The sequence below is a fragment of the Pseudomonas donghuensis genome, assembly GCF_000696345.2.
Classification (GTDB): Bacteria; Pseudomonadota; Gammaproteobacteria; order Pseudomonadales; family Pseudomonadaceae; genus Aquipseudomonas; species Aquipseudomonas donghuensis.
This window is the reverse complement of record NZ_CP071706.1, coordinates 4,686,973-4,707,801: the sequence shown is the minus strand read 5'-3', so window position 1 is coordinate 4,707,801 and position 20,829 is coordinate 4,686,973. Positions and strand designations below refer to the sequence as shown.

Sequence of the window (20,829 nt, the reverse complement as noted above, 5' to 3'; positions counted from 1 at the left end):
GATGGCCGGACCGGTCTTTCCCTGGCGCGATGGCAATCAGTTCGAGCTATTGATCGACGGTCCGCAGTTTTTCCCGCGCATGCTCACCGCAATCGTGCGCGCCGAGTATCAGGTGGACCTGGAACTGTACCTGGTCGAAGCCGGCGCTTGCGCCGAAACCATGGTCCAGGCCTTGGTGCAGGCCGCCGAGCGCGGCGTGCAGGTGCGTTGCCTGTTCGATGATTATGGTTCGCTGGCCTTCACCTTGAGCCTGCGCCAGCGCCTGTTGGCTGCGGGTGTGGAGCTGCGCTGGTACAACCGCCTGCGCTGGCGTCGTGGCTTTCGCAACCTGTATCGCGATCATCGCAAGCTGCTGCTGGTCGACCAGAAGTGGGCGGTGGTGGGCGGTACTGGCGTCACTGACCAGTTCTGGACGCCAACCGAAGACGTCAGCGAATGGCACGAAGTGATGGTGCAGATGCAGGGCCCGCTGGTGGCCGACTGGCAGATGCTGTTCGACCGCCAGTGGCGCGCCAACCTGCGCCGTACCGCCTGGCGGCCGCCGACGCACTTTGGCCTGCCACGTTTGCCGCGAGTGCCGGTGAGTGGTGCGGGCATGGGCCGGGTGGCCTATGCCGACGCCCGCCAGCACCGGGATATCCTGCAGTCGCTGGTGCGCGCCCTGAACAGCGGCCAGCGGCGCATCTGGCTGGCCACGCCGTATTTCTTGCCGACCTGGAAGGTCCGCCGCTCTCTGCGCCGCGCGGCCTCCCGGGGTGTCGATGTACGTTTGCTGCTGACCGGGCCGCGAACCGATCACCCGTCGGTGCGTTATGCCGGCCATCGCTATTACCCGCGGCTGTTGCGCGCCGGGGTGAAAATTTTCGAATACCAGCCGTGTTTCCTGCACCTGAAAATGGTGTTGGTGGATGACTGGGTCAGCATCGGCTCGTGCAACTTCGATCACTGGAACCTGCGCTTCAACCTTGAGGCCAATGTCGAAGCCATTGACCCACCCCTGACCGCCGACGTGGCGGCGAGCTTTGAGCGCGACTTTGCCCGGAGCCTGACTATCGACCTGGCCCACTGGCATGCGCGGCCGTTGTGGAAGCGCGTGCAGCAACGCTTGTGGGGCTGGCTCGACCGGCTGGTGGTCAACCTGCTCGACCGGCGTGATTGAGCCTGTCGCACGTTGGCGGTCTATGGTGTCTTTATCTTTCCACCGCACTTGAAGGAGTTGATGACATGGCTGCGAAGAAGATTCTGATGCTGGTTGGCGACTACGTTGAAGATTACGAAGTGATGGTGCCGTTCCAGGCCCTGCAGATGGTTGGCCATACCGTGCACGCGGTGTGTCCGGGCAAAAACGCCGGGCAGACGGTGCGCACGGCGATCCACGATTTCGAAGGCGACCAGACCTACAGTGAAAAGCCCGGGCATAATTTTGCCCTGAACTTTGATTTTGCCAAAGTTCAGGCTGACGACTACGACGCGCTGCTGATTCCAGGAGGCCGGGCACCGGAGTATCTGCGTTTGAACGAGCAGGTGCTGGCGCTGGTCAAAGCGATCGATCAGGCCGGCAAACCCATTGCCGCGGTGTGTCATGGCGCACAACTGCTGGCGGCGGCTGGCGTATTGGAAGGCCGCGAGTGCAGCGCTTATCCGGCTTGCGCGCCGGAAGTACGCCTGGCCGGTGGCCAGTATGTCGAGATCGCCGTCGACCAGGCTCACGTGCAGGGTAATCTGGCTTCGGCTCCGGCGTGGCCGGCGCACCCTGCATGGCTGGCGGCGTTCCTGCAGTTGCTGGGCACTCGCATTACCCTGTGAACAAAGGTGCTGGCCGAAATACGAGCGCTTCGCGCTCGATCGCCGGCAAGGCCGGCTCCCACAGGTCAGGTGCATGAAGAGCCATTGTGGGAACTGGCTTGCCAGCGATGAGGCCGGTACAGGCAATAAAAAAGCGGCAGGGGAGTAATCCCCCCTGCCGCTTTTTCATATCAGCAAACCCCGAGGCTTACTTCACTTCCACCGCCAGGCTTTCAGCGATCTTGTGCTGCCAGATCGCAGGGCCGGTGATGTGTACCGACTCGCCGTTGCTGTCGACCGCGACGGTGACCGGCATGTCCTTGACCTCGAACTCGTAGATCGCTTCCATGCCCAGTTCGGCAAAGGCCAGGACCTTGGACTTCTTGATCGCCTGGGCCACCAGGTAGGCAGCGCCGCCGACGGCCATCAGGTACACGGCCTTGTTGTCCTTGATCGCTTCGATGGCGGTCGGGCCGCGCTCGGATTTGCCGATCATGCCCAACAGGCCGGTCTGCTCGAGGATCTGACGGGTGAACTTGTCCATCCGCGTCGCGGTGGTCGGGCCGGCCGGGCCAACCACTTCGTCACCGACCGGATCAACCGGGCCAACGTAGTAGATGAAGCGACCCTTGAGGTCGACTGGCAGTTCTTCGCCCTTGTTGAGCATCTCGACCATGCGCTTGTGCGCAGCGTCGCGGCCGGTGAGCATCTTGCCGTTGAGCAGGATGGTCTCGCCCGGCTTCCAGCTCTGCACGTCTTCCGGGGTCAGGGTGTCGAGGTTGACACGGCGGGCCGATGGGCCGGCTTCCCAGACGATTTCCGGGTAGGCGTCCAGCGATGGCGCTTCCAGGTCAGCCGGGCCGGAACCGTCGAGCACGAAGTGGGCGTGACGGGTGGCGGCGCAGTTGGGGATCATGCACACCGGCAAGGAGGCGGCGTGGGTCGGGTAGTCCATGATCTTGACGTCGAGCACGGTGGTCAGGCCGCCCAGGCCCTGGGCGCCGATGCCCAGCTGGTTGACCTTGTCGAACAGCTCCAGGCGGATCTCTTCGATGCGGTTCTGCGGGCCACGGGCCTTGAGCTCGTGGATGTCGATGGATTCCATCAACACTTCCTTGGCCATTACCGCGGCTTTCTCGGCGGTACCGCCGATGCCGATGCCGAGCATGCCCGGAGGGCACCAGCCAGCACCCATGGTCGGAACGGTCTTGAGTACCCAGTCGACGATCGAGTCGGACGGGTTGAGCATGGCCATTTTCGACTTGTTCTCGGAGCCGCCGCCCTTGGCCGCCACGTCCACTTCCACGGTATTGCCCGGGACGATGGAGTAGTGGATGACCGCAGGGGTGTTGTCCTTGGTGTTTTTACGGCTACCCGCCGGGTCGGCCAGGATGGATGCACGCAGGACGTTTTCCGGCAGGTTGTAGGCGCGGCGCACGCCTTCGTTGATCATGTCGTCCAGGCTCATGGTCGCGCCGTCCCAGCGCACGTCCATACCGACGCGCACGAACACGGTGACGATACCGGTGTCCTGGCAGATCGGCCGGTGGCCGGTGGCGCACATGCGCGAGTTGATCAGGATCTGGGCGATGGAATCGCGCGCAGCTGGCGACTCTTCACGCAGATAGGCCTCATGCATGGCCTGGATGAAATCAACGGGGTGGTAGTACGAAATGAACTGCAGGGCGTCGGCAACGCTCTGAATCAGGTCGTCTTGCTTGATCACGGTCATGCAGCGCGCTCCTCTTAAAGACGGGAACATTCATTAAGGTATTCCGACGCGGACTGGCCGAGGTGTCGAAACGACCTTCAACAGGCGCCAACGCAAGGCTGTCGGCGCAAAAAAGGCGCGGCAGTATAGCGCGCATCCGCCGCCGGTACACGTACCAAAGGTCCCCACCAAGGTCGGCAGTGGCCGGGCACTGTTCTTGCCTGAGCGCTGACCAGGGTCGATTTGTGCAACCATGGCAATTATTCTTCGCACACCCTAAAGTGGCGGTTGGCCATGCCCCATTCCTCTGCCTTGGCCAGAGCACGGTGAGTCACCAGTGACCGAAACAGCGCTGCAGAAGCTTCTCCTCAATCGCTTTCTCATGGCGGCTGGCACCTATCTGCTGGTGCTGGCGCTACTCTGGGTGGCACTCTTGAGCGGCCATCTGCAAGCCTCCCTGACGGTTTTGCTGCTGGGCAGCAGCCTGTTGCTCGTGTGCCAGTCGCTGCTCGGTTGGGTGTTCGCCAGCGGTCGCAACCTGCGCTTTAACGACCCGAGCCTGACCGAGTTCCAGGTGCTGCTGGCGATCGCCTGGCAGACCTGGCTGTTGGCTCAGCTTGACCAGGGGCGCGGCACTTTCCTGATGTTCTACCCCTTGATCCTGATGTTCGGCCTGTTTCACCTGCGCGGGCGGGTGTTTGTGCGCTGCGCGCTGCTGGTGTTGTGCAGCTTCCTCGGCCTGATCGCCTGGGAGGCCTGGCAAGCGCCGCATTTCGACGGGTCGCTGTTGGCATTGCAGGCCAGTGCCTTGTTGGTGGTGCTGTGCTGGTTGTGCCTGTATGCCCGTTATGTGCAGGCCGCGCGTCAGCGCATGCGCCAGCGGCGCTATGCCCTGCAGGCCCATCAGGACACCTTGCGCGGCATGATGCGCCAGCTCGAAGACCTGGTGGCCACCGATGAACTGACCGGCTTGTTCAATCGTCGGCACTTTCTGGGCCTGGCCACCCGCGAGTTGGAGCGCATGGGCGCTGACAGTTGCCATGGCCTGGCACTGATCGACCTCGATCACTTCAAACGCATCAATGATGTGTATGGCCACGCCGCCGGCGATCAGGTATTGCAAGCCTTCGCCTCGATCGCCAGCGACTGCCTGGGCGACACCGCGGTACTGGCCCGTTACGGTGGCGAAGAGTTCGTGTTGCTGCTGCCTGACTGCACCGACGCGCAACTGGCCACCTGTTGCGAGCGGCTGCGCAGGGCGTTTGCCCTGGCCCAGCCGCCAGCGGTTGGATTGCGGGTCGAGCCTTTGAGCCTGTCGGCGGGGTTGACCCTGTTGTGCGCAGGCGACGATCTCGATGACGCTCTGCAGCGTGCAGATCAGGCCTTGTACCGGGCCAAGCGCAGCGGGCGCAACCGCTGCCTGGCCGCCTGGGAGGCCGTCGATGCCTGAGTTGCGGGTGGGTGAGCGAAAGTGGACGGTGGCACCGGGCAGCAACCTGCTCGATGCCTTGAATGATGCCGGGCTGGCGGTGCCTTACAGTTGCCGTGCCGGCAGCTGTCACGCCTGCCTGGTGCGCTGCCTGCAAGGCCAGCCGGGGGATGCCCGGCCCGAGGCCCTGGCGGCGGACAAACGCCAGCTGGGCTGGCGCCTGTCGTGCCAGTGCAGCGTCGAGGAAGACTTGCAGGTGGCCTTGTTCGACCCGCTCCAGGATGGGGTGCCGGCCCAGGTCAGCGGCCTCGACTGGCTGAGCCCGACGGTGCTGCGCTTGCGTCTTGAGCCACACAGACCGTTGCGCTATCAGGCCGGCCAGCACCTGGTGTTGTGGAGCCCGAGTGGGGTCGCCCGGCCCTATTCTTTGGCCAGCGTGCCGGGGGAGGAGGGCATTCTGGAATTTCATCTCGATTGCCGGCAACCCGGTGCGTTCTGTGATGCCGCGCGGCAACTGAGTATCGGTGCAACGCTGCGCCTGGGCGAGCTGCGCGGCGGAGCCTTGCATTACGACCCGGACTGGCAGGAACGCCCGCTGTGGCTGCTGGCCGCCGGCACCGGCCTGGCGCCGCTGTGGGGGATTCTGCGCGAGGCCTTGCGCCAGGAGCATCACGGGCCGATTCGCTTGCTGCATCTGGCCCACGACGAGCAGGAGCATTATCTGGCGCAGGCACTGACGGCACTGGCCAGTCGGCATCCGCAGTTGCAGGTCGAGCTGCTGACCCCGGCCCAGTTGCCCCAGGCCCTGGCGGCGTTACGCCTGCAGTCGCGCCAGACCATGGCCCTGGCGTGTGGCTCGGCGGCCAGTGTCGAGCAGTTTTCCCGGCGCATGTTCCTCGCCGGCCTGCCGCGCAACCAGCTGTTCGCCGACATTTTCATCGGTCACGCCTGATTCCGGCCAGGCAAAAAAAAAAGCCCCGCAGCACAGGCTGCGGGGCTTTGTTCAGCAGTGCCCGAGCATCAGACCAGCGAATCACCGACGTGCAGGATCTTCATGCCGTTGGTGCCACCGATGGTGTGGTAGCTGTCGCCTTTGGTCAGGATCGCCCAGTCACCTGGCTCGACCGCGCCGCGCTGCAGCAGCTCGTCGACTGCCGCCTGGCTGACTTTCTCGGCCGGCAGGGCTGCCGGGTCGAACGCTACCGGGTACACACCACGGAACATCGCGGCGCGGGCCAGGGTGGCGCGGTGCGGCGAGAAGGCGTAGATCGGCACCGAAGAACGCAGGCGCGACATGATCAGCGGGGTGTAGCCACTTTCGGTGAGGGCGATGATCGCCTTGACGCCAGGGAAGTGGTTGGCAGTGTACATGGCCGCCAGGGCGATACTTTCGTCGCAGCGCTCGAAGCGGGTGTGCAGACGGTGGCTGGACTTCTGGCTGGTCGGGTGCTTTTCAGCGCCCAGGCAGATGCGCGCCATGGCCTGTACGGCTTCGATCGGGTAGGCGCCGGCGGCACTTTCGGCCGACAGCATCACCGCGTCGGTGTTGTCCAGCACGGCGTTGGCCACGTCGGAGACTTCGGCACGGGTTGGCATCGGGTTCTGGATCATCGACTCCATCATCTGGGTCGCAACGATCACCGCCTTGTTGTTGCGGCGGGCGTGCTGGATGATCTTCTTCTGGATCGCGATCAGCTCGGCATCGCCGATTTCCACGCCCAGGTCGCCACGGGCAACCATGACCGCGTCACTGGCGGTGATCAGGCCGTCGAGGGTCTCGTCATCGGCGACCGCTTCGGCGCGCTCGATCTTGGCCACCAGCCAGGCGCTGCCGCCGGCTTCGTCGCGCAGGCGACGGGCGTATTCCATGTCGGAGGCATCGCGCGGGAAGGAAACGGCCAGGTAGTCCAGGTCCATTTCGGCTGCCAGCTTGATGTCGGCCTTGTCTTTTTCGGTCAGGGCCGGAGCAGTCAGGCCGCCGCCGCGACGGTTGATGCCTTTGTGGTCGGACAGCGGGCCGCCGATCAGTACTTCGCAGTGCAGGGCATCGGCAGTGGCGCTGGTTACGCGCATGACCACGCGGCCGTCGTCGAGCAGCAGTTCGTCACCGACGCCGCAGTCCTTGACCAGGTCCGGATAGTCGATGCCGACGATTTCCTGGGTGCCTTCGGTCAGCGGGTGGGCGGTGGAGAAGGTGAAGCGGTCACCGACCTTGAGCTCGATACGCTTGTTGCTGAACTTGGCGATACGGATCTTCGGCCCTTGCAGGTCGCCGAGCAGCGCCACGTGGCGGCCCAGGCGGGCGGCGATTTCGCGGATCAGGCGCGCGCGAGCCTTGTGCTCGTCAGGCGTGCCGTGGGAGAAGTTCAGGCGAGCGACATCCAGGCCGGCAAGGATCAGTTGCTCGATCACTTCCGGCGAGTTGCTGGCGGGGCCAAGGGTGGCGACGATTTTGGTACGGCGGATGGTCATGCACAGACTCCTATAGTGAAGCGCAGCGAAAGGCTACTCCGGAAAATTGCTGTAGTCATTGTTCCTTTGCACTACCTGCCGGTTAGCGGGGGTGGCGTTTGAACGGGGAGTGCTAACCCCGAGAGCGGCGCCAATCCTGTGGGAGCTGGCTTGCCAGCGATCGGCCAGCACGGTCTACAGATTTTCCAGCCAAAGCCGATACACTGCTCAATACAGGAGATCCCCATGCGAGCCTTGATCGTTTTAGCCTTGGCGACCAGCGTCGTCGGCTGCACCCGCTGGTCGATGGACCATCATTTGAACAACGCCTACCGCGCCTATGACCGCGGCAACTGCGAGCAGGCGATGCTGGAGCTGTCCCAGGTCGAGCGCACCAGCCGTGCCCGACCGTTCATCCAGCCGGAAGTGTCGCTGCTGCGTGGCCAGTGCCTGGAGCGGCAGAAGCTGTTCGTCGATGCGGCGCAGACCTACCAGTTCATTCTCCAGCGCTACCCGCAGAGCGAATACGCCTTCCGTGCCCGCGCGCGGCTGCAGACCCTCGAGCAACTGGGCCACTACCGCACTGGCGAAGCCGCGATTGCCCGACCGGCAACGACCACGCCTTGGCGTTAATACTAAAGTCAGCAAGTCTGATTGTGACGTGCGGGTCAGGGTGCGCTAATCTTGTTGCTGAGATGAATGAAAAACAGCAGCTCTAGCGCGGCCCTGCTAAAAGGGTCTTCGACAGCGATCCCGACCATGTTTGACGAGCGCCGCATCGAGCGTCACCAGCTCCCTTATTTTCTCAAAGTCTTCAACCGCTTCACCGACCAGCCCATCGGCTACCTGGGCAATGTGTCGGAAGACGGCCTGATGCTGATCAGCCAGTTGCCGATGCTGGTCGGCCCGGATTTCGAGTTGCAACTCAAAGTTCCGGGCCGCGATGGCGCCGTGCACCCGATCAACCTCACCGCCAGTTGCCTGTGGAGCCATGAAGACCAGACGCCCGGGCATTACGACTCGGGCTTCATGCTGTTGCAGGCACCACGTGACTACGAGCTGTTGGTGCGCGCCCTGCGCAACTATTTCAGCTTCCATCCATTGAACGCCTCGGCCTGACACTGGCCCTGGCGGGCTGCTGGCCCTAGACTCTGGTCGATCTTCTGTTCAGGACGACCCCGTGAGCTCCAGCATTTTCTGGCACGACTACGAAACCACCGGCATCAACCCGCGCAACGACCGGCCCTTGCAGGTTGCCGGGGTGCGCACCGACCTCGAGCTCAATGAGATCGAGGCGCCGATCAACTTCTATTGCCAGCCCAGCGACGACATCCTGCCGCACCCCAAGGCTTGCCTGGTCACCGGCATCACCCCGCAGCAACTGGCCAGCCAGGGCTTGAGCGAAGCCGAGTTCATGACCCGGGTACATGCCGAACTGGCACGTCCGGGCACCTGTGGCGCCGGCTACAACAGCCTGCGCTTCGATGATGAAGTCACTCGTTACAGCCTGTATCGCAACTTCTTTGATCCTTACGCCCGCGAGTGGCAGGGCGGCAACAGCCGCTGGGACCTGATCGACATCGTCCGCGCCGCCTATGCTCTGCGCCCGGACGGGATTGAATGGCCGCAACAGGACGGGCGCACCAGTTTGCGCCTGGAGTTGCTCACCGCCGCCAACGGCATCGACCATGGTCAGGCACACGAAGCGTTGTCGGACGTGCGCGCGACAATTGCACTTGCGCGATTGATCCGACAGAAACAACCCAAGCTCTATGACTGGTTGTTTCAACTGCGCAGCAAGCAGAAAGTCCTCGACCAGATTCGATTGTTACAGCCGCTGGTGCATATTTCCGGTCGTTTTTCGGCGGCACGTAATTATCTGGGGGTGGTATTACCCCTGGCCTGGCATCCGCGTAATCGCAATGCCTTGATCGTCTGTGACCTGCATCTGGATGCGCAGCCCTTGATCGATGAGGATGCTGATTCACTGCGTCAGCGTTTATACACACGTCGCGAGGAAATGCCTGACGGACAATTGCCGGTACCGCTGAAATTAATCCACATCAATCGCTGCCCGGTAGTCGCCCCCTTAAGTGTATTGCGTGGGGAAGATCAGCAGCGGCTGGAACTGGATATGTCTGTTTATCAGGCGCGCGCTGCCAGCCTGATTGCCACGGCAGGGCAATGGCAAGACAAATTGCCAGTAATCTACAGCGCCGAGGAGTTTGCCCCCAGCGAAGATCCGGAACAGCAGTTGTATGATGGCTTTCTTGGCGACCGTGATCGTCGGTTATGCGAGCAAGTGCGCAGTGTCGATCCACAGCAGTTGGGGCAGGGCCAGTGGATGTTTGATGATGAACGTTTACCGGAACTGTTGTTTCGCTATCGTGCGCGTAATTTCAACGAAACCTTGAATGCCGAGGAGCGCCAGCGCTGGCAGACCTTTTGCCAGCAACGCCTGAGTGATCCGTTGATGGGGGCACCCAATACCCTCGGTGATTTCGAGCGGGCCTTGCAGGACTGTTGGGCAGAGGCCGATGCCCAGCAGCAGGCGCTGCTTGGTCAGTGGCGCAGCCATGTGCAGGCATTGAAGTTGCAATTGGGAATGTAAGCAATCGTTGAAAATAAAAAACGCCAGCTAAGCTGGCGTTTTTTTAGCGAGTAACACAAGGTTACCAGCGGGCCAATTAACCCAGCAGGGTTGCCCAGCCTTCAACCACATCGCCACCCCATTTGGCTTTCCATTCTTTCAGGGTTTTGTGGTTGCCGCCTTTGGTTTCGATGACTTCGCCGTTGTGCGGGTTTTTGTATTGCTTGACCTTGCGCGCACGCTTGGTGCCGGTGGTTTTTACTGCGCCGCGTGGGGCTTTGCTCAGTTTGGCTTCTGGATCCAGCAGCGCAATGATGTCACGCAGGGACTTCGAATATTCGCCCATCAGTGCGCGCAGTTTGCCTTCGAACTCAAGCTCGGTTTTCAGCTTGTCGTCTTGCGACAGGTTCTGCAAACGCGCCTGCAGTTCTTTGATGGCTTCTTCGGTGGCGCGATATTCGTTGATCAGGGACATGAGGCGTTCCTTGGAAATGAAGGTTTTCTGAGAGACAGTGCGGCAATAATAATCAGACGTCCTCGCCAAGTAAACATTAAAACAGGCAATTAGCTCAAGGAGTTGTTAATCACGGCGATAGATTAGGTTAAGAAAAATTTACAAACTAATACGCTGCTTCAAAAGTTAACTTAAATCTGTGCCCGGTGCTGCGCCGGCGCCGGCCGCCTGCAGCGACGGCGGGTCAGTCGGCGGGCCGCCAGCAATGAGTACTGCAGTTTTGCCGGGCACTCGCTAGAATGTGCGCCTTTGCGAAAGTTTCTGGAGTCCACTTCATGCGCACCTACCGGCTGGTGATTGCCTGCCCCGACCGCGTTGGCATTGTCGCCAAAGTCAGTAATTTCCTGGCGTCCTACAACGGCTGGATCAACGAAGCCAACCATCACTCCGATGAGCAGAGCGGCTGGTTCTTCATGCGTCACGAAATCCGCGCCGAGACCCTGCCGTTTGGCATCGAGGCGTTCCGCGAAGCCTTCGCACCGATCGCCGAAGAGTTCTCGATGGTCTGGCGTATCACCGATACCGACCAGAAGAAGCGTGTGGTGCTGATGGCCAGCCGTGAGTCCCATTGCCTGGCCGACCTGCTGCACCGCTGGCACGCCAAAGAGCTCGACTGCGACATTCCCTGCGTGATCTCCAACCATGACGACCTGCGCAGCATGGTCGAGTGGCACGGCATCCCGTTCTTCCATGTCCCGGTCGACCCGCAGGACAAACAACCGGCTTTTGCCGAGGTCTCGCGCCTGGTCAAGGCGCACGGTGCCGATGTCGTGGTGCTGGCGCGCTACATGCAGATCCTGCCGCCACAGCTGTGCCAGGAGTACGCTCAGCAGGTGATCAACATCCACCACAGCTTCCTGCCATCGTTTGTCGGCGCCAAGCCGTACCACCAGGCTTCGCTGCGTGGGGTCAAGCTGATCGGCGCTACCTGCCACTACGTCACCGAAGAACTCGATGCCGGCCCGATCATCGAGCAGGACGTGGTCCGTGTCAGCCATAGCGACAGCATCGAAGACATGGTCCGCTTCGGCCGTGATGTCGAGAAGATGGTCCTGGCCCGTGGCCTGCGCTACCACCTGGAAGACCGCGTGCTGGTGCACGGCAACAAGACCGTGGTGTTCAACTAAGCGTCAGTGCAGGAGGTTGCTCCATGGCCGATCCCCTCGACAAGGCAACCTCCAAGGCCCCGCCAACCCTCGGCGAGGGCTGCCTGAGCCGCTACGACCCGGATGCGCTGGACAGCGACGATGGCACCGATTTTCCGGGTGCCGCCGAGCTCTGGGAGCAGCTCAAGCCGGCTAGCGACGACCCCGCGCCTGGCTGAGCCGCAAGCGCTCCAGCAGCGGCCGGCCCAACAGGCAGAGAAACACCGGGCCACCGGCGAGCAGATAGAAGTAATAGGTCACCAACCGCCAGATCAGGATTGCCGCCGCCGCCGTGGAGGTCCCCACCAACGGTGAAAGCAACGCGGCCGAGGTCATCTCGGCGGCCCCCGCGCCCCCCGGCAGCAGGCTGAACTGCCCCGCGCTGAGCGACAGCATCTGCACCAGAAAGCTCGGTATCCACTGCAAGTCGACGCCCAGCCCGCGCAGCGCCAGGTACAGCACGCTGTAACGTAATCCCCAATGCACGCAAGTCAGGGCAAACACCAGCGCCAGGGTGCGTTTGGGCAGGCGCCAGGTGTCGCCGAAGGCACGAAAGAAGTGCAGCAGCTTGCGCGTCCAGCGCCGGCGTCTCTGGGCGGGCACCTTGAGCCTGCGCAGCAGCCGGCCATTGAGGCGCAGCAGCGTGCGGCGGTAGCACATCAGCCCGAGCAAAGCGCCGCAGGCTGTGAACATCAATAGCGCACTGGCGAGCAACATGCCTTCCAGGCTGCGGTTGAGGCTGTGGAACAGCGCGTAGCCGGCGATCCCCAGCATGGCGCAGAAAAAGAACAGCAAGTCGTTGAGCTGGTCGGCGGCGAACGCCGCGCTGCTGCGCGCAGGGCCAATGCGCTCGCGGGCCAGCAAGGCCATCAGGGCCAGCGGCCCGCCGCTGCCGCCAGGCGTGGTGCAAATGGCAAATTCAGTGGCCATGATCACCCCCAGGCTGCGCAAGCGCCCCAGCGCCGCGCCCTGGCTGCCGAGCAGCAAACGCAGGCGGATGGCATTGATGATCCAGCACAGCACGATCATCGCGAACAGGCCAAGCAGCAACGGTGGCGCGAAGCCACGCAGACGCGGCACCAGTTCGCTGCCGCCCAGCAAGGTCGGCACCAGCACTGCCATGATCAGCGCCAGGAGCAGCCAGAGCAGGCGGTTCACCGGCCGTGCCTGCTGGCCAGCCAGGCGGACTTGGTCATCGGCTCGCGGCCCTGGCGCAGCAGGCGTTTCAAGGTCTGTAGCCAGTAACGGCGGGACAAGCCATGGCGCATGTCCACCGGGTGCAGGCCCAGGCGTATGACCGGGGCATTGCCCAGGCGCGCTTCACGTACATCGCAGAGCACTTTCGACAGGCCGCGCCGCCAGCTGCTGCGGGCACTCCAGACCAGACCAGGCGCCGGGAGCGGGGTGAAGTCGGGTAGTCGGTAGAGGTGCTGTGGATCGCTGGTGTAACTCAATGGCAGGCTGCACAGTGCCTGACGGGTGCCGTCGCTCATCAGCCAGGCCGGGGCGACGAAACCTGACAGCGGCCAGGCATAACGCTGGAACAGCGCGATGCCGGCTTCCAGGCGCTCGCGGGCCTGGGCCTGGTCAAGGCTGTAGAACTCACCTTCCCGGGTGTAGATCCGGCGCATGAAGTAGTCCCGTGGCGAACGCGGCGGCGGGCTGTCATCAAGGTGAAAATAGCCATGCAGTGCCATCTCGTCGCCACGCTGCAGGCGCCGTTCGAGCATCAGGCGAAAGCCGGGCGCCTGCTCCAGGGCGTTGCGCTTGTGAAAGTCCGGCACCACCAGCCAGGTCATGGGGATATCGCCCAGGGCATCCACCGCTTCGACGAAGGGCTGGTAGTCAGGCCAGGTTTGCGGCGCAACATCATGCAGCACCAGCAGCAGGCTTGGTCGATCGGTGTGCTCAGGCATGGATGCGCACCGGCATCGGGTGGCCCAGCACTGCCCGGTAATGCTCCAGCAAGCCATTGACCACAGTGTCCCAAGCGTAATATTGCTCGACATGGGCACGCGCCTGCAGGCCCATCTGCCGGGCACCGGCTTCGAACACCTCCCTGACCGTGCGGGCCATGGCCTGGCCATCGTTGGGTGTACACAGGCGGCCGCACTGGTCGTTGACGATTTCGCTGAAGGCCCCGGCGGCCACGGCTATGACCGGGATGGCGCTGGCCATGGCTTCGAGGATCACCAGGCCGAAGGTTTCCTGGTCGCCGGCGTGCAGCAAGGCATCGGCGCTGGCCAGCAGGCGGGCGACTTCGCTGGCCGGGCAGAAGTGATCGATGACACTGACATTGGCCGGCACATGGGTCGGCATATGCGAACCGACCAGCAGCAGATGATAGTGCTTGCCCAGGCGTTTCATGCAGTCGAGCAGCACCGGCAGGTTCTTCTCCCGCGAGCCGCGGCCGGCGAATACCAGCAGCCGCGTGGAATCGGCGATACCCAGTTGCTGGCGCAACGACAGGTCGCGGTTCTGCGGGTTGAAGGTCGCCAGGTCGACGCCCAGGCGCTGCACATGAACATTATCGATACCCAGGCCGCGCAGCTTGTTGGCCATCACCTGGCTCGGCGCCAGGACCCGGTCGAAGTTGCCATAGAGCTTGCTGACATAGGCCTCGACGTTTGGCGTGAACCAGTTGCCCATGCGGTTGCTGACCAGCAGCGGCAGGTCGGAGTGGTAGAAGCCGATCACCGGCACATCGAGCTGGCGGCGGGCATCCAGCGCCGCCCAGGCGGTCAGGTAAGGGTCGCCGACTTCGATCAGATTGGGCTGAAGATCCTGCAGGATATTGCGCCAGGGCGCCAGGCGCAGAGGAAAGCGGTAGCCGTTGCCAAACGGCAGGGCCGGTGCCGGCACCTTGTAGATGCCGTTGTCGTGACTGGCACTGGCGCCGGGGATCAACAGGCTGTGACGGACGCCGGGGGTAAGGCCCAGACGGCGGTGTTTGGCATCAAGATAGGTTCGTACGCCGCCGCTGGCAGGGGCGTAGAACATGGTGATGTCCGCGATGTGCACGATCAGCATCCCTCCGAGATCGTCTCCAAAGTGTGTCGCCAGGCAGCTTTTCGCCGCTGGAGACGCGCCCTAAGGTTGACCTCTATGAAGGATAGTTTGTTCGACTGGGTTCAGCAGCGGTCAGCTACAAGCTGCAAGCGGCAAGAAAAAGCAGAGCGCACATGGCACCGCTTCTTCTTGCCGCTTCAAGCTTGCCGCTCAAGTTCAGATACGGAAGCTGCCCACCAGTTGTTTCAGGCGGCTGGCCTGCTGCTCCAGGTCGGCGCAGGCGCGCAGGGTCGACTGCAGGTTCTCGACCCCTTCCTGGTTGAGCATGTTGATTTCATTGATGTCCATGTTGATCGAATCGACCACGGCCGTCTGTTCCTCGGTAGCGGTGGCCACCGACTGGTTCATGCCGTCGATCTCGCCGATGCGCAGGGTCACGCTGCCCAGGCGCTCGCCGGCCTGGTTGGCGATCTCGACGCTGTCCTGGCTGTGGCGCTGGCTCTGGCCCATGGTGTCGACCGACTCGCGGGCACCGACCTGCAGCTCCTCGATCATGTTCTGCACCTGTTGCGCCGATTCCTGGGTGCGGTGCGCCAGGTTGCGTACTTCATCGGCGACCACGGCAAACCCGCGCCCGGCTTCACCGGCCCGTGCCGCCTCGATAGCCGCGTTGAGCGCCAGCAGGTTGGTCTGTTGCGAGATGCTGGTGATCACTTCGAGGATCTGACCGATGTTCACGGTCTTGCTGTTGAGCGTCTCGATGTGGGCGCTGGAGGTGCAGATCAGGTCCGACAGGCGGTTCATCGCCTGGATGCTGCGATCGACCACTTGCTGGCCTTCTTCGGCCAGGTGGCGTGCCGAGCTTGCCTGTTGCGAGGCTTGCGCGGCGTTGTGGGCGATTTCCTGGGCGGCGGCACCCAACTGGTTGATCGCCGCAGCGACGCTGTTGGTGCGGTTGGACTGCTCGTCGGAGTTGACCATCGATGAGTTGGAGGCGCTGACCACCCGCAAGGCTACTTCGTTGACCTGTTCGGTGGCCGAGGACACTTCGCGGATCGAGCCATGAATACGCTCGACGAAGCGGTTGAAGGCGGTACCGAGGATGCCGAATTCGTCGTGGTTGTGAATGGCCAGGCGTTTGGTCAGGTCGCCTTCACCTTCGGCGATGTCTTCCATGGCGCGGGTCATGGTGTGCAGCGGTTGCATCAGCACACGGATCAACAGGCCGAGCAGGGCAATGATGATGACTACCGCCACCAGGGTTGCAATCACCGCAGAGGTGCGGAACTCGCTCAGCATCGAGTAGGCCTCGTCCTTGTCTACCGACAGGCCGATGTACCAGTTGGCCGAAGGCAGGCCCTTGACCGGGGCGAAGCTGAGGATCCGGGTCTTGCCATCGAGCTGGACTTCGCTCGGTTCCTTGCTGATGCGCGGGGTGTTCTGCGGGAACAGGTCCGACAGCGACTTCATCACCAGGTTCTTGTCCGGGTGCACGAGGATCTTGCCCTGATCGTTGATCAAGAACGCATAGCCCATGCCGCCGAAGTTCAGCGAGTTGATGATTTCGGTCAGGCCGTCCAGGGCCAGGTCGCCACCGACCACGCCGACATTGCGCGCAGCGGTCGCCACCACCGAGATGACCATCTTGCCGGTGCTGACATCAATATAAGGTTCGGTCAGGATCGGCCCGTTGGCCGCCATGCCGTCCTTGTACCAGGGGCGCACGCGAGGGTCGTAGCCATCCGGCATCTTGGTTTGCGGGCGAATGGTGAACCCGCCGTTGACGTCACCCAGGTAAATTGTCAGGAAACTTGAGACCAATGCCTGTTGGCCGAGCAGGGTGCCGATCTTGTCAGCCTCGGGAAACGCGGCAATGTTTTGTGCAACGTTTTGTACCAGCAGAATACGACCGTCAAACAGGTTCTTGATATTGGTCGAAGTGGTTTCGCCCATTTCCTCAAGATAGTTTTCCAGATCCTCGCGAATGGCATTACGCTGCAAGAAATCGTTGTACAAGGTAAACAGGGTAAAGGCGATCATGACGATCAGTGAGGCGGCCAATAGGATCTTGTGGCTGAATCGGAGGCTTTTGTTCATAACGTGTCGGTCCGCTAAGGTCTTGTTGTCCGGGTCGTTCGCACAAAGAACAGCGTGAAAGCAGTGCAGGTCCCAATTCCTTGTCGGGCTATTCCTGTCTTCTGGTGGTCTGTCGCCATTTAATATCGGCCGTTTCCAGCCAAAGCTTTAAACAGAGGGTGAAAAAACATGCCTGACTCTTCGCAATTCGTGCTCGGCGCCGACCTTGCCGGACAGCCGGTGGCCCAGGCCATGCGCCTGGCCAACCGCCACGGCCTGGTGGCCGGGGCCACCGGTACCGGCAAGACCGTGACCCTGCAACATATGGCTGAAGCCTTCAGTGACGCGGGCGTAGCGGTGTTTGCCGCCGACGTCAAAGGCGACTTGTGCGGCCTGGGCGCAGTAGGCAACCCGCAAGGCAAGGTGGCCGAGCGCATTGCCGGCATGCCCTGGCTGGGGCACCGGCCTCAGGCGTATCCGGTCAGCTTGTGGGACATTCACGGTCAGTCCGGTCATCCATTGCGTACCACCCTCAGTGAAATGGGCCCGTTGCTCCTGGGCAACCTGCTGGAACTGACCGACAGCCAGCAGGCGGCGCTGTATGCCGCGTTCAAGGTTGCCGACCGCGACGGCCTGTTGCTGCTGGACATCAAGGACCTCAAGGCGCTGCTGGCACATTTGAAGGACAACCCGCAGCTACTCGGTGAAGACAGTGCGCTGATGACCACAGGTTCCAGCCAGGCCCTGTTGCGGCGCTTGGCAACCCTGGAGCAGCAGGGCGCCGAGGCGTTGTTCGGCGAGCCCGCCTTGCAGCTGGAAGACATCCTGCAACCGGATGCCGATGGCCGCGGGCGTATTCACCTGCTCGATGCCAGCCGCCTGGTGCATGAGGCGCCCAAGGTCTATGCGACCTTCCTGCTCTGGCTGCTGGCCGAGCTGTTCGAGCAATTGCCCGAGCGCGGCGATGCCGACAAACCGTTGCTGGCGTTGTTTTTCGATGAAGCGCACCTGCTGTTCAATGGTACGCCCAAGGCCCTGCAGGACCGTCTGGAACAGGTGGTGCGGCTGATTCGTTCCAAGGGCGTAGGGGTGTACTTCGTCACCCAGTCGCCGAGCGATCTGCCCGATGATGTCCTGGCGCAGTTGGGCCTGCGGGTCCAGCATGGCCTGCGAGCGTTCACTGCCAAGGAGCAAAAGTCCCTCAAGGCCGTGGCCGATGGCTTTCGTCCTAACCCGCAGTTCGACACCCTGAGTGTGCTGACCGAACTGGGCATCGGTGAGGCGTTGGTCGGAACCCTGCAGGAAAAGGGCACGCCGGGCATGGTCCAGCGCGTGCTGATCGCGCCGCCGCAGTCGCGTATCGGGCCGCTGAGCGCTGCTGAGCGGGCGGCGCTGATTGCCGCGTCGCCACTGGCCGGGCGCTATGACAAACCGGTGGACCGTGAGTCGGCCTATGAAATGCTCAACGCCCGTAAAGGCGGCGCGGCCGAGCCTGAACAAGCGCCGGCAGCGGCTGAGGAGAGCTTTGCCGACAAGGCCGGTGAGTTCCTCCAGAGCGCGGCGGGGCAGGCGATCAAGTCGGCGGTACGCCAGGCGGCCAACCAGTTCGGGCGCCAACTGGTGCGTGGCCTGATGGGCTCGTTGCTTGGTAGCAGCAAGCGCCGCTGATTCTGCCAGGTATAAAAAAGGCGCCCTTGGGGCGCCTTTTTTTGTGCGGGTGTCTTAGCCGATGGCTTTGGTCGCCAGCCAGAACAATCCAGCCGCCAGGCCCATCGAGGCTGGCAGGGTCAGGACCCAGGCCAGCAGGATGGTCTTGACGGTGCCGCTTTGCAGGCCGCTCTTGTTCGCCACCATGGTCCCGGCTACACCCGACGACAACACGTGGGTGGTCGAAACCGGCAGGCTGAAGATGTTGGCCATGCCGATGGCGCAGGCTGCGGTGATCTGTGCCGACATGCCCTGGGCGTAGGTCATGCCCTGCTTGCCGATCTTCTCGCCGATGGTCAGCACCACGCGCTTCCAGCCGACCATGGTACCCAGGCCCAGGGCCAGGGCGACCGCGAGGATGACCCAGAACGGGGCATATTCGGTGGTGGCGGTCAGGTCTTTACGCAGTTTTTCCAGGTCGGCCTTCTCGCGCGCTTGCAGGCCCGGCAACTTGCCGACCTTCTTCGCGGTGTCGTCCAGACAGAGCAGGTAGCGACGGACTTCGACGCGTTTTTCCGCCGACAGCGAGTGGTAGTCGGCTACGCCGTTGAGCGATTGCTGCAGGGCCTTGATGGTCGGCTCGGTCTGCTGCGGGTTGCAGCTGAACTGCTCCGGCAGGTCGCCATCTTTGGCTTTGCCCAGGGCCAGGAATTCACCCAGGGTCGCTTCGTTGCGCTGGTAGAACTGGCTCAGGTGCAGAGTGGCGTCGCGGGTCCGCTCGATCTGGTAGGTGGTGCTGTTCAGGTCGAGAACGAACTGGGCCGGGACGATACCGATCAGCACCAGCATGATCAGGCCGATACCCTTCTGGCCGTCGTTGGAGCCGTGCACGAAGCTGACGCCCATGGCCGAAATGACCAGCACCAGGCGGTTCCAGAACGGTGGGTGCTTCTTGTCGTCAAGCTTGCGGCGCTGTTCCGGGGTCTTGTGCATCTTCGACAGCGGGCGCCACCATTTAAGGCCGATCAGCACCAGGGCCGCCACAGCAAAGCCGGCCATGGGCGACAGTACCAGGGACATGGCGATGTCGATTGCCTTCTGCCAGTTGACCCCGTCACCCAACGGAATGTCGTTGAGCAGGGCGTTGGCCAGGCCCACGCCGAGGATCGAGCCGATCAGCGTGTGCGAGCTGGACGCCGGGATCCCGAAGTACCAGGTGCCCAGGTTCCAGGTGATGGCGGCGGCCAATAGAGAGAAGACCATCGCCAGGCCGTGGCCGGTGTTCACGTTGATCAGCAGTTCGACCGGCAGCAGGTGAACGATGGCATATGCCACGCCGACACCGCCCAATAGAACGCCGAGGAAGTTGAACACGCCGGAGAAGAACACGGCCAGGTGCGGCGGCATGGCTTTGGTATAGATGACTGTAGCTACCGCGTTAGCGGTGTCATGAAAGCCATTGATGAACTCGAAGGCGAGTACGAAGGTCAGAGCGAGCAGCAAGCTCACCAGTACCCAGGCATCAAGTCCGCTGAATAAATCGATCATGAAGGAATTCTGACCCGGTCATAAGGGGGCGCGATTATGCCAGAAATCCCCGGTAATCGATGCCCCTGCTGCTGACCGCTCGACGACTTTTCTACCCCCGTGCCTGACCCGTTGAGTCGGCGATGTTTCGCTTAACGTCGGCTAAAATTCGAAAAAATCGAGAAAAATTAGATATTTGAGAACGTTCTGTTCTGTCAGAAAGAAATCAAACGACTGTATGAAATTTGTGAAATTCCGTTACGGCATGCGCATGCAAGCGCAAAAATCCGTTGCATTACGGTCAGGTAAAAGCGCCTCGGCACGCCGTTGAGCGGCATGTTCCAGTCGCCTGTAACTGCGGCTCAGGGCGCCTGGTCCTTGAGTTCTTTCTCGATTTTTTCCAGCTCCTGAGCAAAGGCCTGGTCAAGCACGCTTGCGCGTTTTCGCCAGGGTTTGCGTTCCGGGTCGGGTTGCGCGGCATAAGTGGTCACTTCACCGCCATAGACGTCCTTGTAACGTTGTTCCTGGCGCTCTAGTTCCGCGCGCAGTTCATCTTTGGTCACAGTACTACCTGTAGTGTGGATATAAACCCTGGCGATTACGTGGGCAAATAGTGCGCGGGGCGCAACATGCACACGGCTACGCTGCCAGAGCGGCATAACTGTCGCAGCAACAGTAGGTTGTGATGATGCAAGCGAATGTGAACAACGGCTATTCACGTGAGTGGCACTTGCAACAATCCAGTTGTGTCTACCTGGGCAGACGCGGATTGGATCCGCACTATCCCTGCCCGAGGGCAGGGATACGAAGTTTTATTATAGCAAGCAGTTTGTCTGACAGTAGCACGCGCTAGGGTTGATAAGAGCACCCGCTTTGTTACCACGTTATGAATGTAGTCAGACGTCCGAGTATTAAATTCGAGCCGAGGGTAAAGAAAAAGTTCGC

At 62.1% G+C, this 20,829-nt stretch carries 18 protein-coding genes and 2 pseudogenes; 10 read left to right on the top strand and 10 right to left on the bottom strand.

All coding sequences use genetic code 11. The features are described from left to right. The first annotated feature begins 1 nt into the window (after window position 1). Both BV82_RS21830 and BV82_RS21825 read left to right on the top strand, forming a co-directional pair. A complete protein-coding gene (locus BV82_RS21830) occupies window positions 2–1,159 on the top strand; it encodes a phospholipase D-like domain-containing protein (protein ID WP_036996748.1) in 1,158 nt (385 codons plus the stop codon). Window positions 1,160–1,224: 65 nt separating this feature from the next. Then, window positions 1,225–1,806, top strand: a complete 582-nt coding sequence (locus BV82_RS21825; protein WP_010220853.1) for a DJ-1/PfpI family protein — start codon at window positions 1,225–1,227, stop codon at window positions 1,804–1,806. Between the two features lie 187 nt (window positions 1,807–1,993). On the opposite strand, the gene BV82_RS21820 is transcribed toward BV82_RS21825, so the two are convergent. After that, the gene (locus tag BV82_RS21820) at window positions 1,994–3,517 is read right to left on the bottom strand and encodes a fumarate hydratase (RefSeq protein ID WP_010220854.1); all 1,524 of its coding nucleotides are present in this window, start codon (window positions 3,515–3,517) and stop codon (window positions 1,994–1,996) included. 316 nt (window positions 3,518–3,833) lie between these two features. Here BV82_RS21820 and BV82_RS21815 point away from each other — a divergent pair, with 316 nt between their 5' ends. Together BV82_RS21815 and BV82_RS21810 are read left to right on the top strand one after the other, a co-directional pair. Continuing rightward, a complete protein-coding gene (locus BV82_RS21815; protein WP_036996746.1) occupies window positions 3,834–4,946 on the top strand; it encodes a GGDEF domain-containing protein in 1,113 nt (370 codons plus the stop codon). After that, a complete protein-coding gene (locus tag BV82_RS21810) occupies window positions 4,939–5,877 on the top strand; it encodes an iron-sulfur-binding ferredoxin reductase (RefSeq protein WP_036996745.1) in 939 nt (312 codons plus the stop codon). The genes BV82_RS21815 and BV82_RS21810 overlap by 8 nt, the downstream gene beginning before the upstream one ends. A 68-nt stretch (window positions 5,878–5,945) precedes the next feature. Here BV82_RS21810 and pyk read toward each other — a convergent pair whose 3' ends face one another. Further along, window positions 5,946–7,397, bottom strand: coding sequence for a pyruvate kinase (pyk, locus tag BV82_RS21805; RefSeq protein ID WP_010220857.1), 1,452 nt, complete (start codon window positions 7,395–7,397; stop codon window positions 5,946–5,948). A gap of 225 nt (window positions 7,398–7,622) precedes the next feature. Between pyk and BV82_RS21800 the strand changes: the two genes are divergently transcribed. The 3 genes from BV82_RS21800 (at window position 7,623) to sbcB (ending at window position 9,987) form a co-directional block, all read left to right on the top strand. After that, on the top strand, window positions 7,623–8,009 hold the full coding sequence (locus BV82_RS21800; protein WP_010220859.1) for a tetratricopeptide repeat protein: 387 nt from the start codon (window positions 7,623–7,625) through the stop codon (window positions 8,007–8,009). Between the two features lie 126 nt (window positions 8,010–8,135). Then, on the top strand, window positions 8,136–8,495 hold the full coding sequence (locus BV82_RS21795; RefSeq protein WP_010220860.1) for a PilZ domain-containing protein: 360 nt from the start codon (window positions 8,136–8,138) through the stop codon (window positions 8,493–8,495). A gap of 61 nt (window positions 8,496–8,556) precedes the next feature. Continuing rightward, window positions 8,557–9,987: an exodeoxyribonuclease I gene (gene sbcB / locus BV82_RS21790; protein WP_036996743.1), complete on the top strand. Its 1,431-nt coding sequence runs from the start codon at window positions 8,557–8,559 to the stop codon at window positions 9,985–9,987. Between the two features lie 76 nt (window positions 9,988–10,063). Here sbcB and mvaT read toward each other — a convergent pair whose 3' ends face one another. After that, a complete protein-coding gene (gene mvaT, locus BV82_RS21785) occupies window positions 10,064–10,441 on the bottom strand; it encodes a histone-like nucleoid-structuring protein MvaT (RefSeq protein WP_010220862.1) in 378 nt (125 codons plus the stop codon). A 314-nt stretch (window positions 10,442–10,755) separates the two neighbouring features. Here mvaT and purU point away from each other — a divergent pair, with 314 nt between their 5' ends. Both purU and BV82_RS21775 read left to right on the top strand, forming a co-directional pair. Further along, on the top strand, window positions 10,756–11,607 hold the full coding sequence (purU, locus tag BV82_RS21780; protein ID WP_036996741.1) for a formyltetrahydrofolate deformylase: 852 nt from the start codon (window positions 10,756–10,758) through the stop codon (window positions 11,605–11,607). A gap of 23 nt (window positions 11,608–11,630) precedes the next feature. Beyond that, on the top strand, window positions 11,631–11,804 hold the full coding sequence (locus tag BV82_RS21775) for a hypothetical protein (protein ID WP_162835467.1): 174 nt from the start codon (window positions 11,631–11,633) through the stop codon (window positions 11,802–11,804). On the opposite strand, the gene BV82_RS21770 is transcribed toward BV82_RS21775, so the two are convergent. From BV82_RS21770 to BV82_RS26795, 5 genes and pseudogenes are all read right to left on the bottom strand, one after another. Beyond that, complete coding sequence (locus BV82_RS21770) at window positions 11,779–12,783, bottom strand: glucosaminyl phosphatidylglycerol flippase (RefSeq protein ID WP_010220865.1); 1,005 nt, start codon at window positions 12,781–12,783, stop codon at window positions 11,779–11,781. The genes BV82_RS21775 and BV82_RS21770 overlap by 26 nt on opposite strands. Continuing rightward, window positions 12,780–13,541, bottom strand: a complete 762-nt coding sequence (locus BV82_RS21765; protein ID WP_036996740.1) for an N-acetylglucosaminyl phosphatidylglycerol deacetylase — start codon at window positions 13,539–13,541, stop codon at window positions 12,780–12,782. The genes BV82_RS21770 and BV82_RS21765 overlap by 4 nt, the downstream gene beginning before the upstream one ends. Next, window positions 13,534–14,655, bottom strand: a complete 1,122-nt coding sequence (locus BV82_RS21760; protein ID WP_036996739.1) for an N-acetylglucosaminyl phosphatidylglycerol synthase — start codon at window positions 14,653–14,655, stop codon at window positions 13,534–13,536. The genes BV82_RS21765 and BV82_RS21760 overlap by 8 nt, the downstream gene beginning before the upstream one ends. 195 nt (window positions 14,656–14,850) lie before the next feature. After that, window positions 14,851–15,447 (bottom strand): annotated as a pseudogene (locus BV82_RS26800) (methyl-accepting chemotaxis protein); the annotation flags it as partial. Window positions 15,448–15,708: 261 nt separating this feature from the next. Then, a pseudogene (locus BV82_RS26795) lies at window positions 15,709–16,587 on the bottom strand (HAMP domain-containing protein); the annotation flags it as partial. 312 nt (window positions 16,588–16,899) lie between these two features. On the opposite strand from BV82_RS26795, the gene BV82_RS21750 reads away from it, so the two are divergent. After that, a complete protein-coding gene (locus BV82_RS21750; RefSeq protein ID WP_036996737.1) occupies window positions 16,900–18,378 on the top strand; it encodes a helicase HerA-like domain-containing protein in 1,479 nt (492 codons plus the stop codon). A 54-nt stretch (window positions 18,379–18,432) separates the two neighbouring features. Here the strand turns inward: BV82_RS21750 and BV82_RS21745 are convergent, their stop codons facing one another. Both BV82_RS21745 and BV82_RS21740 read right to left on the bottom strand, forming a co-directional pair. Further along, entirely contained in the window at window positions 18,433–19,905 is a 1,473-nt protein-coding gene (locus BV82_RS21745) for an inorganic phosphate transporter (protein WP_010220872.1), read from the bottom strand. 341 nt (window positions 19,906–20,246) lie between these two features. After that, window positions 20,247–20,447, bottom strand: coding sequence for a hypothetical protein (locus BV82_RS21740; RefSeq protein WP_010220873.1), 201 nt, complete (start codon window positions 20,445–20,447; stop codon window positions 20,247–20,249). Between the last annotated feature and the right edge of the window lie 382 nt (window positions 20,448–20,829).

What these genes read in the sequence shown, in the direction of transcription:
- BV82_RS21830 (WP_036996748.1), top strand. Translation starts at nt 2, where the DNA reads ATGGCCGGACCGGTCTTTCCCTGGCGCGATGGCAATCAGTTCGAGCTA.
- BV82_RS21825 (WP_010220853.1), top strand. Translation starts at nt 1,225, where the DNA reads ATGGCTGCGAAGAAGATTCTGATGCTGGTTGGCGACTACGTTGAAGAT.
- BV82_RS21820 (WP_010220854.1), bottom strand. Translation starts at nt 3,517, where the DNA reads ATGACCGTGATCAAGCAAGACGACCTGATTCAGAGCGTTGCCGACGCC.
- BV82_RS21810 (WP_036996745.1), top strand. Translation starts at nt 4,939, where the DNA reads ATGCCTGAGTTGCGGGTGGGTGAGCGAAAGTGGACGGTGGCACCGGGC.
- pyk (WP_010220857.1), bottom strand. Translation starts at nt 7,397, where the DNA reads ATGACCATCCGCCGTACCAAAATCGTCGCCACCCTTGGCCCCGCCAGC.
- BV82_RS21800 (WP_010220859.1), top strand. Translation starts at nt 7,623, where the DNA reads ATGCGAGCCTTGATCGTTTTAGCCTTGGCGACCAGCGTCGTCGGCTGC.
- BV82_RS21795 (WP_010220860.1), top strand. Translation starts at nt 8,136, where the DNA reads ATGTTTGACGAGCGCCGCATCGAGCGTCACCAGCTCCCTTATTTTCTC.
- mvaT (WP_010220862.1), bottom strand. Translation starts at nt 10,441, where the DNA reads ATGTCCCTGATCAACGAATATCGCGCCACCGAAGAAGCCATCAAAGAA.
- purU (WP_036996741.1), top strand. Translation starts at nt 10,756, where the DNA reads ATGCGCACCTACCGGCTGGTGATTGCCTGCCCCGACCGCGTTGGCATT.
- BV82_RS21775 (WP_162835467.1), top strand. Translation starts at nt 11,631, where the DNA reads ATGGCCGATCCCCTCGACAAGGCAACCTCCAAGGCCCCGCCAACCCTC.
- BV82_RS21765 (WP_036996740.1), bottom strand. Translation starts at nt 13,541, where the DNA reads ATGCCTGAGCACACCGATCGACCAAGCCTGCTGCTGGTGCTGCATGAT.
- BV82_RS21760 (WP_036996739.1), bottom strand. Translation starts at nt 14,655, where the DNA reads ATGCTGATCGTGCACATCGCGGACATCACCATGTTCTACGCCCCTGCC.
- BV82_RS21750 (WP_036996737.1), top strand. Translation starts at nt 16,900, where the DNA reads ATGCCTGACTCTTCGCAATTCGTGCTCGGCGCCGACCTTGCCGGACAG.
- BV82_RS21745 (WP_010220872.1), bottom strand. Translation starts at nt 19,905, where the DNA reads ATGATCGATTTATTCAGCGGACTTGATGCCTGGGTACTGGTGAGCTTG.